Annotated in this window: 12 protein-coding genes, 1 pseudogene and 1 riboswitch; of the genes and pseudogenes, 6 read left to right on the top strand and 7 right to left on the bottom strand. The window is 47.2% G+C overall.

The window, feature by feature from the left end:
* Window positions 1-32 precede the first annotated feature (32 nt).
* The 5 genes and pseudogenes from AC3B4V_RS09680 to pta all read right to left on the bottom strand — a co-directional run bounded on the left by AC3B4V_RS09680 (window position 33) and on the right by pta (window position 5,163).
* On the bottom strand, window positions 33-332 hold the full coding sequence (locus AC3B4V_RS09680) for a rhodanese-like domain-containing protein (RefSeq protein ID WP_023466762.1): 300 nt from the start codon (window positions 330-332) through the stop codon (window positions 33-35).
* A gap of 120 nt (window positions 333-452) precedes the next feature.
* Complete coding sequence (locus tag AC3B4V_RS09675; RefSeq protein ID WP_064300494.1) at window positions 453-1,829, bottom strand: amino acid permease; 1,377 nt, start codon at window positions 1,827-1,829, stop codon at window positions 453-455.
* A gap of 220 nt (window positions 1,830-2,049) precedes the next feature.
* Complete coding sequence (locus tag AC3B4V_RS09670; RefSeq protein ID WP_488378278.1) at window positions 2,050-3,351, bottom strand: nucleobase:cation symporter-2 family protein; 1,302 nt, start codon at window positions 3,349-3,351, stop codon at window positions 2,050-2,052.
* Complete coding sequence (locus tag AC3B4V_RS09665; RefSeq protein ID WP_023466757.1) at window positions 3,348-3,932, bottom strand: xanthine phosphoribosyltransferase; 585 nt, start codon at window positions 3,930-3,932, stop codon at window positions 3,348-3,350. The genes AC3B4V_RS09670 and AC3B4V_RS09665 overlap by 4 nt, the downstream gene beginning before the upstream one ends.
* Window positions 3,933-4,007: 75 nt before the next feature.
* Window positions 4,008-4,107: riboswitch (purine riboswitch) on the bottom strand.
* A 70-nt stretch (window positions 4,108-4,177) separates the two neighbouring features.
* Window positions 4,178-5,163 (bottom strand): annotated as a pseudogene (pta, locus tag AC3B4V_RS09660) (phosphate acetyltransferase).
* Between the two features lie 344 nt (window positions 5,164-5,507).
* Here pta and hemQ point away from each other — a divergent pair.
* Together hemQ and AC3B4V_RS09650 are read left to right on the top strand one after the other, a co-directional pair.
* Window positions 5,508-6,284, top strand: coding sequence for a hydrogen peroxide-dependent heme synthase (gene hemQ / locus AC3B4V_RS09655; RefSeq protein ID WP_488378277.1), 777 nt, complete (start codon window positions 5,508-5,510; stop codon window positions 6,282-6,284).
* Window positions 6,285-6,387: 103 nt separating this feature from the next.
* On the top strand, window positions 6,388-6,537 hold the full coding sequence (locus AC3B4V_RS09650) for a hypothetical protein (protein ID WP_023466754.1): 150 nt from the start codon (window positions 6,388-6,390) through the stop codon (window positions 6,535-6,537).
* Between the two features lie 97 nt (window positions 6,538-6,634).
* Here AC3B4V_RS09650 and AC3B4V_RS09645 read toward each other — a convergent pair whose 3' ends face one another.
* Both AC3B4V_RS09645 and AC3B4V_RS09640 read right to left on the bottom strand, forming a co-directional pair.
* A complete protein-coding gene (locus tag AC3B4V_RS09645; RefSeq protein ID WP_023466753.1) occupies window positions 6,635-7,003 on the bottom strand; it encodes a DUF423 domain-containing protein in 369 nt (122 codons plus the stop codon).
* 2 nt (window positions 7,004-7,005) lie between these two features.
* Window positions 7,006-7,611, bottom strand: a complete 606-nt coding sequence (locus tag AC3B4V_RS09640; RefSeq protein WP_023466752.1) for a trimeric intracellular cation channel family protein — start codon at window positions 7,609-7,611, stop codon at window positions 7,006-7,008.
* A gap of 165 nt (window positions 7,612-7,776) precedes the next feature.
* Here AC3B4V_RS09640 and AC3B4V_RS09635 point away from each other — a divergent pair, with 165 nt between their 5' ends.
* The 4 genes from AC3B4V_RS09635 (at window position 7,777) to AC3B4V_RS09620 (ending at window position 12,209) form a co-directional block, all read left to right on the top strand.
* The gene (locus AC3B4V_RS09635) at window positions 7,777-9,405 is read left to right on the top strand and encodes an ABC1 kinase family protein (RefSeq protein ID WP_058265463.1); all 1,629 of its coding nucleotides are present in this window, start codon (window positions 7,777-7,779) and stop codon (window positions 9,403-9,405) included.
* Between the two features lie 142 nt (window positions 9,406-9,547).
* Complete coding sequence (locus AC3B4V_RS09630) at window positions 9,548-10,399, top strand: GRP family sugar transporter (protein ID WP_174514744.1); 852 nt, start codon at window positions 9,548-9,550, stop codon at window positions 10,397-10,399.
* Window positions 10,400-10,416: 17 nt separating this feature from the next.
* Window positions 10,417-11,202 carry a glucose 1-dehydrogenase gene (locus AC3B4V_RS09625; protein ID WP_075642779.1) on the top strand — a complete coding sequence of 262 codons (786 nt, stop codon included), beginning with the start codon at window positions 10,417-10,419 and terminating at the stop codon, window positions 11,200-11,202.
* A 32-nt stretch (window positions 11,203-11,234) separates the two neighbouring features.
* Window positions 11,235-12,209, top strand: a complete 975-nt coding sequence (locus AC3B4V_RS09620) for a cation diffusion facilitator family transporter (protein ID WP_488378276.1) — start codon at window positions 11,235-11,237, stop codon at window positions 12,207-12,209.
* Window positions 12,210-12,219 lie beyond the last annotated feature (10 nt).

The raw sequence follows: 12,219 nt of genomic DNA, 5'->3' as shown, positions 1-12,219 counted from the left end.
TATGGAGTCGTCTTCCTTGGTAGACCTTACCCTTATGCTTCTTGATCGCCCTTCCAGTTCATCATGCCGCCTTCGACGTTGACGATATCGTATCCATATTGCTCGAGGAAACGACCGACGTTTTCGCTTCGCGCGCCCGCTTTACAGATTAAGTAGTAGGTTTCACCTTCTTGCAGCTCCGTATAGCGTTCACCGATCTCAGACATCGGAAGGAAGCGGACGTTCGGAATATGTCCTGCATCGTATTCATCCTGCTCCCGGACGTCAACGACGTGTAACGCCTCGCCTGCCTCTAATCGCTCTTGTAACTCGTCTACATGAATCGTTTTCATTTCGTATGACCTCCTGTATGGTTCTGCCGTAAGTGTAGCAAATTCATCATCAAAACAAAACGAAACCGTTTGAAACGAAGTGATGAAAAAGCGGACCCGCTTGCGGATCCGCCCGTTTCATTATTCCCCTGATGCTTTCCGGATCGATTGACGTGTCTCCTTATGCATTCCCCGTGCATAATAGACGGCAATCAAAATCGCGTACCACAATGGTCCAACGACCAAAGCGATGCGTGTACTTGCGTCAAATGCCATTAAGACGATGACACCAGCAAGTGCCGCGAGTGCGATATAGTTGGCGACCGGGAAGAACGGAACAGCGAATTCTGCTGAACCATGTACTTTCCGCGCCCGCATCTGGGCGATCAGAATCATCGCCCACGTCCAAACGGCTCCAAACGTCGCGATACTCGTAACGATCGCAAAGACGTCTTCCGGTAAGAAGTAGTTCAAAGCGACACCAACGAGCAACGCGACACCTGAAAGAATCGTCGCCAGTGCCGGGACACCGTTTTTCGAGATTTTCGAGAAACGACGTGGTGCTTCACTGTTCTCGGATAAGTTCATCATCATCCGGGCTGTCGAGAAGATACCGGAGTTACATGACGAGAGTGCTGCCGTTAAGACAACGAAGTTGATGATGCCGGCTGCTGACTCAATACCGAGCGATTGAAATAGTAATACGAACGGACTACTATTGTTCGCACCGACTTGATCCCACGGATAAATCGATAAAATGACGAAAAGCGCTCCGATATAGAATACTAAGATCCGAAGGAAGACGTTATTGACGGCTTTTCGAATCGTTTTCTTCGGATTCTTCGCTTCCCCTGCTGTGACCCCAATCACTTCAATTCCTAAGAACGCAAACATGACCATCTGCATGGCAAGAAGTACTCCACCGAATCCGTTCGGCAGGAATCCACCATGTGACCACAGGTTCGAAATCCCAACCGGTGTGCCGCCGTTTCCAAGACCAATGACAATCGTCAAGGTCCCTAAGATGATCATGGCGACGATCGCGACGATTTTAATCAACGCAAACCAAAATTCGAATTCACCATAAAATTTAACAGCAATGAAGTTGATGCTCGTCATCAAGACAAGTGCTGCTAGTGCCCATACCCACCCCTGAGAATCCGGGAACCATACTTTCATGTAAATACCGACTGCTGTGATTTCCGCCATACACGTAAAAATCCAGAGTAACCAATAATTCCAACCTGTTAAAAAGCCAGCTAATGGACTGACATACTTCCGGGCATACTCCGCAAAACTACCAGCCACCGGCTCCCGCACTGCAAGCTCCCCAAGTGCTCGCATGATAATGAAAATGATGACACCACCAATCAGATAACCAAGTAAGATCCCTGGTCCTGCTAATTGGATCGCTTTTGCTGACCCTAGGAAGAGTCCGACACCGATTGCCGCCCCCAGCGACATCAGTGTAATATGACGTTCTTCCAGTCCCCGATTCAACTCTGTCTGTTGTTTCATTTTTACGACGTCCTTCCCGTCTCTGTTTGTTTCTTAGCAGTTCCCCGTACCGCTACGTTGTCAGTATAAAGAAGATGTGTCGATTTTGTAAACGTTTTCAATGTATATTTCTTACCAAATCCACATACTCGGAATATTCTGATTACGTTAGCAGCATAAAAAAGGAACCACCTGCTACTATGTAGTATACAGGATGGCTCCTTTCGGAAAGTTACAATTGTTATTCAACTTTAGCAAGTGGTACATCCGGTGACTCCGACTTACTCGTCAATCGGAAGATTCCATTTAGCAATAATGCCGTTAGCGATCCTGCGACGATTGGGCTGTCCGTCAAGACACGGATTTGCGATGGTAGACCGGCGACGATTTCTGGATTCATACTGATTCCTAAACCAATTCCGAGCGCGAGTGCCACTGTGATGACGTGTTCATTCTTCGAGAAATCCACCCGCGACAGAATACGAATCCCGCTCGCTGCGACCGTTCCGAACATGATCAACATCGCCCCACCTAGGACAGGTTTTGGAATCAACGTCGTGAACGTCGCCACTTTTGGTAAGAAGCCGAGCAAGATTAAAAATCCGCCCGCAAATAAAATGACTTTACGTGTCTTCACGCCAGTCAACTGAACTAGACCGACGTTTTGGCTATAGGTCGTATACGGGAAACTATTAAAGATACCGCCAACGATCGTCGCGACACCCTCTGCCCGGTAGCCACGTGCTAGGTCTTTATCCGTCAAACGGCGATCCGTGATCTCACCAAGTGTCAAGAACACACCTGTCGATTCGACCATTGAGACGAGACCAACGAGCGTCATCGTCAAGATCGCCGTCGCATTGAATGTCGGAACACCGAAGTAGAATGGCGTCACCATTTGGAACCATGACGCTTCCGCCACCGGACTGAAGTCGATCATCCCCATGCCAAACGCAACCAGTGTACTGATCATCACAGCAATCAAGACGGCTGCTGCTTTTGAAAAGACCGTGCCGTAGCGATTCAAGATTAAAATCAAGACGATCGTTAGTCCGGCGAGTCCAAGATAACGTGCGTCACCAAAGTCCTTCACCCCTTGTCCGCCCCCGATATCGTTGATTGCAGCCGGAATCAAGGAAATCCCAATGATCGTCACGACAGAACCAAGGACGACTGGCGGGAACAGGACTGCAATCTTACTAAACCAGCCTGAGATGACGAGAATGATCAAACCACTCGCAATTAAAGCACCATAAATCGCCGTAATCCCTTGAAGACTACCGATCGCAATCATCGGACCGACTGCGGTGAAGGTACAACCAAGGACGACAGGAAGACCGACGCCTGTATATTTCGTGACGAGCACTTGTAGTAAGGTCGCTACGCCACACATGAAGAGATCAATCGCAATTAAATAAGCAAGTTCTTCTCCCGACAATCCGATCGCACTACCAACGATCAGCGGAACGACAGCTGCTCCTGTGTACATCGCGAGCACATGCTGAAGTCCGAGACTAGCGGCTTTGAAGTTCGATAGTCTCATACGGTCACCGAGTCGACGAACGTCGCTTTTCCGTCCTTCAATGACTCCACACGAGCGAGTGACTCGACGCGGAACCCGGCTTCGATTAACTTTTGACGTCCCGGTTGGAACGACTTTTCAATGACGATTCCAAAACCGGCAACTTCCGCACCTGCCTGCTCAACAAGACGAGCAAGACCAAATGCCGCTTCCCCGTTCGCGAGGAAATCGTCGATGATCAAGACACGTTCACCCGGTTGTAGGTATTTTTCTGCAACCGTAATCGTACTCGTCTGTTGTTTCGTAAACGAGAAGACTTCAGCTGAAATCGTTCCTTCATTCAAGGTGACGGATTTCGTCTTACGAGCATAGACCATTGGTACCCCTAAACGGAGCGCCGTCATCATTGCCGGGGCAATACCACCCGCTTCAATCGTCAAAATCCGCGTGATACCGGCATCTTGGAAGCGATCCATGAACTCATAGGCGATTTCCCACATCAAGGTCGGGTCGACCTGGTGATTTAAAAAGGCATCCACTTTCAATACTTGATCCGATAAGACGATTCCCTCTTGATTAATCATGTCGTGTAGACGTTTCATACATGCATTCTCCTCTTTAAAAACGAAAAAACGTACAGCCGCTACCCGGGGGCAGCCACTGTACGCCAAAAAAGAGAGCAGTAACTCACCACCCGTAGTCGGACCGTTACGGCGATCCGGTAGAGACTCGTGGGCCAATTCCCACTATTATACGAGCGTTGCTATACGTTTACGTTTCGTGATTTTCGTGATGTGTACCATTGTACGGGGTTTAGCGAAAAAGTAAAGACTTTTTCACACCGTGCTTAGGCTTGGCGTTCTTCGACTGCTTGCGCTGCCGTGATGATCGCAAGTTTGTAGACATCTTCTTCGTTACAACCGCGTGAAAGATCGTTGACCGGTTTGTTCAAACCTTGAAGGATCGGACCGATTGCTTCGAATCCACCAAGACGTTGTGCGATTTTGTAGCCAATGTTTCCAGCTTCAAGACTTGGGAAGATGAAGACGTTCGCTTGACCTGCGACATCTGATTCTGGTGCTTTTGATTTCGCGACGCTTGGAACGAATGCTGCATCGAATTGGAGTTCTCCATCGATTGCAAGCTCTGGTGCACGTTCTTTAGCAATGCGAGTTGCTTCAACGACACGCTCTGTCTCTGGTGATTTTGCTGAACCTTTTGTCGAGAAGCTGAGCAATGCCACTTTCGGATCGATCCCGAATGTTTTCGCTGTTTTGCAGATGCGATCGCGTTCTCTGCTAGATCGTTCGCATCTGGTGCGATGTTGATTGCGCAGTCTGCGAAGACGTATTGCTCATCGTCACGTACCATGATGAAGACGCCTGATGTTTTTTTATAGCCTTCTTGCATTTTGATGATTTGAAGTGCTGGACGAACTGTATCGCCTGTTGCGTGCATCGCACCCGATACAAGACCTTCTGCTTGTCCTGTGTGAACGAGCATCGTACCGAACGTGTTCACGTCTTTTAAGATGACAGCACGTGCTTGCTCTTCTGTTGCTTTTCCTTTACGACGCTCAACGAACGATGCGACGAGCTCATCGATTCCAGCGTAAGAAGCAGGATCGATCGTATCAAGTCCCGTGACATCGATTCCGTTCGCTGCTGCTGTTTCTTCGATTTGTACACGTGGTCCGATGACGATCGGTGTGACGAGACCGTCTTTCTTCAAACGGACAGCTGCGCCAAGAACACGCGCGTCAATTCCTTCTGGGAAGACGATTTTCGGTTGGTGCGCTTTAATCTTTTGTTCTAACATATCGAATAATTGCATGAGTTTCTCTCCTTTTAGGTAAACACGACGTCGTCGATTTGATCGATTTTCTTTTCCATCGTTTATTATACACAGTTCTCAATCGTTGTTAAAACAATTTGCAAAAAAGTTATCTAACAAAAGCACTGAAGCCATATTCACCGACTACTACAGTCATTTTCAAGAATGGTACAGAGACTATTTCCAAGCAACGTAATCTCCACTTCCCCTTTTACCCACTCTCTGCTTTTTTCATGTGTTACGATCTCATGGACAAAGACCTTTTCGGGCGAAGCGTTTCAATAGAATGTGATAAGATAGGATATGGAAAAAGACAACTTATTTCAGACTCAGGAGGTCATCCCATGCAACATCAAACATCTGAACCGACTGCTACGCAACAAGCCGCTGAAACACTCGACGGCTGGTATACATTACATGATTTCCGCCGGATCGATTGGTCACGCTTAAAACAAGTCGACGCAACAGACCGCGCGCACATGATTGAAGAGTTCCAAGCCTTCCTCTCAGAGCTTTCTGGTGTCGAAGCGACAAAAGACGGAAGCCATGCACTTTACACGATCATCGGTCAAAAAGCCGATCTCGTCTTGATGGTTCTTCGTCCAACGATGGAACAAATCCAAGACGTCGAAGTCAAAATGCAAAAACTCGATCTCTATGATTACTTGATCCCGACGTATTCTTACGTTTCTGTCGTCGAACTCGGTACGTACCGTGGTTCAGGCGAAGGAAACCCATACGAGAACCCTTACGTGCGTGATCGTCTCTATCCAATCTTGCCGCAAGCGAAGCACATCTGCTTCTACCCGATGAGCAAGTCGCGTCGCGATGGCGACAACTGGTACACGCTCTCGATGGAGAAACGAAAAGAACTCATGTATCGTCACGGTATGATTGGTCGGAGTTATGCTGGGAAAATTCAGCAAATCATCGGTGGATCAACTGGATTTGACGATTGGGAATGGGGCGTTACACTCTTCTCAGACGACATTCTCCAGTTCAAGAAAATCGTCTATGAAATGCGTTTTGACGAAGTCAGCGCGAAGTACGGTGAGTTTGGTGAGTTCTTCATCGGGAACCGTCTCGAAAGTGAACAATTAAATACTCATTTTGCACTTTAATGTGTTGAATGACGTTTGATTGAAATATCTCATGGGAATATACTCCTTGCGGCTACAAAACAGGCTATAAAATAGTAGGTTGATTACGTAAGGAGGAATTACCATGGGGAATGCTATGAACCGATCGACACGATCGCGTGAATTGCAATTCGCTGTGCTTTCAAAAGAGCTGAAACCGGTTGCAGATCGCGTACTGGATCGCTATGAGCAAGCATTATCGAAGCTAAACAAAACTCAAACGACAAAACGATGAATTCGTTTTGATACCTACGCCTACTCCATCGCGAGTAGGCGTTTTTCATACAAAAAAAGACCGTTCTTCTCCATGACGGAAGAAAAACGGTCAATCCTCATAATCCTTTGTAGGCACCAATCGCGACAAAGATCCATGCAGCGATGAACAAGACGCCACCAATCGGTGTGATAGCTCCCAGTTTCGTTACATTCGTCAATGCCATAACGTACAGACTACCGGAGAAGAAGACGATTCCGGCAAGCATTAGCCATGCTGCTAATGACCATTGCGGGATCGATGCTTTTAATAAGAGTCCCCCGAGTGCTAGGATACCGAGCGAGTGTACCATCTGGTAAAGTACGCCTGTTTGCCAGTTCGCGAGCATCCGTTCCGTCAACATATCTTTTAAGGCGTGTGCACCGAATGCACCTAGTGCGACCGATAACATCATCGAGATCGCGCCAATCATAATGAAAACTTTCATGCTTATTCTCCCCCTAACCGTCGTGCTGGTAAATTCCATTCATAATAATACGATAGCATACGTAAAACAGTGATGAGTCCGAGCAATGTGAACAAATGTAGAGGATTCGTCAATTGGAAACGATCAATCACAAGTGCTGCCATGACGGCCCACATCGCATAAATCTCTTTATGCAAGACGAGTGGTTTCCGACCAGCGAGTAAATCACGAATCACTCCACCACCAACACCAGTCAGTACAGCAGCCGAAATCGTTGCTGACAATGGCAGTCCTTTTGCTGTAGCCATCAAAGCACCTTGAATCGCAAACGCAGACAATCCGAGCGCATCCGCGAGGACGCCCCAACGTGTCCAGTGCGGCAAGAACAACTGGGGTAACATGAAGATCAACAACGCAACGAGAATCGCGACTAAAAAGAGACCACCTTGCGACCAGAGAGCGGATACCGGTACACCAATCAGTAAATTACGAATGGCACCACCGCCGAATGCTGTGATCAAAGCAAGTAACCAGACACCGAATAAATCATATTTTTCTTCCATCGCAACAATCGCACCACTCATCGCAAAAGCGACCGTGCCGATGATATTCAATAAGTCCCAGGACATGCGCACATTTCACCTTTCTACAAAGAAATTCCAATACTTACTATACTCTCTTTTTAGTTTCCGTAAAGCATTAATTTTCTGTCACCGTTTCGACCGTTTGCGAGTGACGTTTTTAGGTAAAGTAACCTATACTGAAACAAACTGTACAGGAAGCTAGGTGACCGTATGAAACGTTGGGCGCTTTATCGCATCGTCGTCATCGTGACGATGTTCGCACGTTACATCTTTACGATCTATCGATTCACCCGGAAAAACCGGCCAGGTACGAACAACGAAGAGTTTGAGCGCATCATGATCCGAATTGCGCGTGACTATAAGAAAAAAGCATTACGGTTAGAAGGGTTACTGATCAAGCTCGGTCAGTTCTTGTCGATTCGAGCCGATCTATTTCCTCCGTCCGTCTTGATGGAACTGACCGAACTCGTCGATAAAGTTCCTTCAAGTAAACTTGGAGAGTCACGTAAGATCATCGAAGAGGATTGGGGTATGCCGATCGAAGAAATCATCTCGGATATCAGTTCCCGTCCTGTCGCTTCTGCCTCGATTGGTGAGGTGTACAGCGGAACCTTAAAATCAAATGGTAAAAAAGTTGCGATCAAAGTTCAGCGACCGAACATCGAACAAATCATCAAAACCGATTTCCGTGCCATGCGTATCGTCATTGCCATGTTACGCCGGACTTCATTAAACAAATCGACTGATTTACAAAGTCTGTATCGCCAAATGGTCTTCGTCATCGGTGATGAATTGAATTACCGAACTGAATTAAAAAACGGTCTCTACTTTAAAAAAATGTATGAGACGAATCCTGTCATCTATATTCCGAGTTATTATGAAGAACATTGTACGAATCGTGTGCTCGTCATGGAATGGATTGACGGGACACGTATCACCGATCTCGATTATTTAGCGGAACATCAGATTGATCGTGACGAACTAGCGCGTAATCTCTTCTTGAACGCTGGTGAGCAATTACTGTTCGGCGGGAAATTTCACGCCGACCCACACCCGGGCAACGTCCTCGTCCAGTCCGACGGCAAAATCGTCTTGCTTGATTTTGGGATGATTGGAGCGACGACGCCTGATGACATGCGAGCGATTCAACGAATCCTCCAATCCTTCGTCACATTAGATTATGATGCAATCGTCGATGGTCTCGAAGATTTACGATTCCTGTTGCCGAATGCGAATAAGCAAAATATCCGACAAGCAATTGAAAAAGCGGTCACGTTCTATCTCGAGAGTGATATGGAAAACGTCGATACGAAACTGATTGAGAAGGTCTTATCCGATATCGAATTGCTCGTCCGAAACGAACCGATCCAGCTCCCTGCCGAGTTTGCGTTCTTCGGTCGTGCTGCCTCGACGATTCTTGGGATTCTTCAGATTCTTTCACCGCAAATCAACCTACTCGAGTTAGCCAAACCCATGGTTCGGCGTTGGCTCGATGATGAAGGAAAAAACCAAAATCGTTATCTTCAAATCGCTGGATCGTACGGCGCGCGATTGCTCGCCTTCCCGCGTCTTGTCAACGACGCTCTCAGCGAACCGACACGTTGGCGGATCATGGAGCAACAAAAGTTCTCTCGTGTCGCGAACATCGAATCACTCAAAATCCGGCAGTGGACGAGTTCACTCGTCGGGATCATCAGTCTTCCCTTTAGCTATCTCGGCTATTATTTTACGCAGTATGACGTCATGGGCATTTCTTTGACGATCGCCGTCATCGCATTATGGAATGGTCGACGGATCGGACGACAAATCGTCCGGATTGCTGACGAACCGTTCCGATAAACGAAATATCAGTAAACGTCCATTTCGATGGGCGTTTTTTTATTTCAGAATAATTCTTCTTCACGCTTCGAGGTTTTTCCTCGCGTCTCGCGGGGTACAGCTTCAAGTAGAGAGATAACAGTAAGGAGAGGTGAAACACTTGATTGATATTTTAATTGCCATCGTTCCTGCATTAATGTGGGGATCGTTGCCGCTCGTCGTCTCAAAAATCGGAGGTTCAACGGCGCAACAAATTATCGGTACGACTCTGGGTGCGTTGCTTTTCGCGATCGTCACCTTCTTTTTTGTCAGCCCAGAGCTGTCGACGACTGCTTGGGTCGCTGGATTCTTTTCTGGTGCCTTCTGGGCGCTCGGTCAAAAAAATCAGTTTGCCGCATTCCGTCAAATGGGTGTCTCAAAGACGATGCCAATCTCAACAGGGATGCAACTCGTCGGAACATCGTTGTTTGGTGTTCTCGCTTTTGGAGAGTGGTCAACGACAACTGCGTTGATTCTCGGAATCAGTGCCCTTGTATTGATCATTGCCGGAGCAGCTTTCACGTCTTACAAGGAAGATAAGAGTAAAGAAGATGAGAATATCGGAAAAGGACTGACGCTTCTTCTCATCTCGACTGTCGGGTATGTCGGCTACGTCGTCATTGCCCGTTGGTTCGATATCAATGGATGGGAAGCAGTCTTACCACAAGCTGTCGGGATGGTCGTGAGTGCGATTCTCCTTTCTTTACGAGAAGGAGATCTCTTCACGAAGAAAACAGCCGGCAATACAGTCGGTGGACTCATGTGGGCTGTCGGGAACGTCGCTTTACTGTTTGCCACAGCAAAAGTCGGAGTCGCAACGAGCTTCTCCTTATCTCAAACAGGAGTCGTCATCTCAACGATTGGCGGTGTCCTCTTACTAAAAGAAACGAAGACAAAGAAAGAAATGACCTTCGTCATCATCGGTTGTATTTTAGTCGTTGCTGGTGGGATCATGATTGGATTTACGAAACAATAATGAAGGAGTGAAGCATCATGTATGAAAGTTTAAAGGGAAAAGTAGCCATCGTGACAGGTGGATCAATGGGAATCGGTGAAGCCATCGTCCGCCGTTATGCAGAGGAAGGCATGCGTGTCGTCATCAACTATCGCAGTCATCCGGAAGAAGCGAAGAAAATCGCTGAATCGATTCAAGAACAGGGTGGCGAAGCCATTACGATTCAAGGAGATGTCTCGAAAGAAGACGATATGATCAATCTCGTCAAAGAGACTGTCGCTCACTTTGGTCAGTTGGATGTTTTCGTCAATAACGCAGGAATCGAGATGCCGTCAGCATCTCATGAAATGTCACTCGAAGACTGGCAAAAAGTCATCGACGTCAACTTAACAGGGGCATTCCTCGGCGCGCGTGAAGCACTGAAGTACTTCGTCGAACATGATGTCAAAGGTAGCATCATCAACATGTCGAGTGTTCATGAAATCATTCCATGGCCAACGTTCGTCCACTACGCTGCAAGTAAAGGTGGCGTTAAATTAATGACACAAACCCTTGCGATGGAATATGCACCAAAAGGAATTCGGGTCAATGCGATTGGACCTGGTGCGATTAATACACCGATCAACGCTGAAAAATTCGAAGATCCGGAACAACGAAAAGAAGTCGAGAGTATGATTCCAATGGGCAATATCGGAAAACCTGAGGAAATTTCAGCCGTTGCCGCATGGCTTGCGTCGGACGAAGCGAGTTATGTCACTGGTATCACACTCTTTGCGGATGGCGGAATGACACTTTATCCATCGTTCCAAGCAGGACGCGGTTAACCTATTTTGAATAGACAAGGAGAGAACCGCTCATGGTCACTTTTTTCTCATTGATCCGTCGCGGCAATAAGTCAGCACTAGCTGCTGCTGTCGTCAACACGATCATTGCTATCATCAAGTTCGTCGCTTATATCTTGACTGGGAACGTTGCAATGTTCGCTGAAATGATGCATACGATCGGTGACGCGGCGAATCAGTTTTTCGTCTATATCGGTTCTGCTCTCAGTAAAAAAGCACCGACGAAACGGTTTCCGAATGGATTCGGCCGGCTCGTCAATCTCGTGTTACTTGCTGCAATCATCGTCGTCGCGTTGCTTGCGTATGAGACGATCCGGGAAGGCATCTTGCATATCACACATGGTCCTGGCGAAGAGACGACTGGGCTTTGGATCATTTTGACGGCACTTGGAATTGGTGTTGTACTCGAAATCGGCGTCTTTTATAAAGCGATGATCGAGATTGCTCATGAAACAGGGCTTAAGTCTAGAGGGCTGACACTCGTTGGTCAAAGCTTCACCCATCTTGGGCAGGCAAAACCAGCGACACGTCTTGTCTTCATGGAAGATCTTGTAGCGACTCTCGGTGGTATCATCGCAATCATCGCCGTTCTGATTTCACACTACACATCGTTTTATCAAGCAGAGGGCATTGCATCGATTTTGATTGGTCTGATGATGTTCTACGTCGTCTATAATGTCTTTATTCAAAATGCTGCCGGTGCGCTCGGTGAGATTGATGAAGTACTGACTGCTAAAATCGGTGAAATCCTATTACGTGATGAAGCGGTTCGAGACATCGAAAAACTCGAAGTCATCAAAGAAGGCGATCACTTCCATGTCGAAACGGAGATTGAAGTCGATCCCAACTTGACGATTGCGCAAGCGGACGATATCAAGGATCGACTTGAGCTACAAATTCGGATTCTTAAAGGGGTCACGGATGTCACGATTTCCTTTGATGAAGATGATAACGTACAACAGTATCAACCACCACCGCCACCTGTATGATCGACAAAAA

The organism is Exiguobacterium sp. E17S (assembly GCF_057772545.1).
This window is presented reverse-complemented; position numbering and strand designations above follow the sequence as displayed.

What these genes read in the sequence shown, in the direction of transcription:
- AC3B4V_RS09625 (WP_075642779.1), top strand. Translation starts at nt 10,417, where the DNA reads ATGTATGAAAGTTTAAAGGGAAAAGTAGCCATCGTGACAGGTGGATCA.
- AC3B4V_RS09620 (WP_488378276.1), top strand. Translation starts at nt 11,235, where the DNA reads ATGGTCACTTTTTTCTCATTGATCCGTCGCGGCAATAAGTCAGCACTA.
- AC3B4V_RS09645 (WP_023466753.1), bottom strand. Translation starts at nt 7,003, where the DNA reads ATGAAAGTTTTCATTATGATTGGCGCGATCTCGATGATGTTATCGGTC.
- AC3B4V_RS09650 (WP_023466754.1), top strand. Translation starts at nt 6,388, where the DNA reads ATGGGGAATGCTATGAACCGATCGACACGATCGCGTGAATTGCAATTC.
- AC3B4V_RS09675 (WP_064300494.1), bottom strand. Translation starts at nt 1,829, where the DNA reads ATGAAACAACAGACAGAGTTGAATCGGGGACTGGAAGAACGTCATATT.
- AC3B4V_RS09640 (WP_023466752.1), bottom strand. Translation starts at nt 7,611, where the DNA reads ATGTCCTGGGACTTATTGAATATCATCGGCACGGTCGCTTTTGCGATG.
- AC3B4V_RS09680 (WP_023466762.1), bottom strand. Translation starts at nt 332, where the DNA reads ATGAAAACGATTCATGTAGACGAGTTACAAGAGCGATTAGAGGCAGGC.
- AC3B4V_RS09635 (WP_058265463.1), top strand. Translation starts at nt 7,777, where the DNA reads ATGAAACGTTGGGCGCTTTATCGCATCGTCGTCATCGTGACGATGTTC.
- hemQ (WP_488378277.1), top strand. Translation starts at nt 5,508, where the DNA reads ATGCAACATCAAACATCTGAACCGACTGCTACGCAACAAGCCGCTGAA.
- AC3B4V_RS09665 (WP_023466757.1), bottom strand. Translation starts at nt 3,932, where the DNA reads ATGAAACGTCTACACGACATGATTAATCAAGAGGGAATCGTCTTATCG.
- AC3B4V_RS09670 (WP_488378278.1), bottom strand. Translation starts at nt 3,351, where the DNA reads ATGAGACTATCGAACTTCAAAGCCGCTAGTCTCGGACTTCAGCATGTG.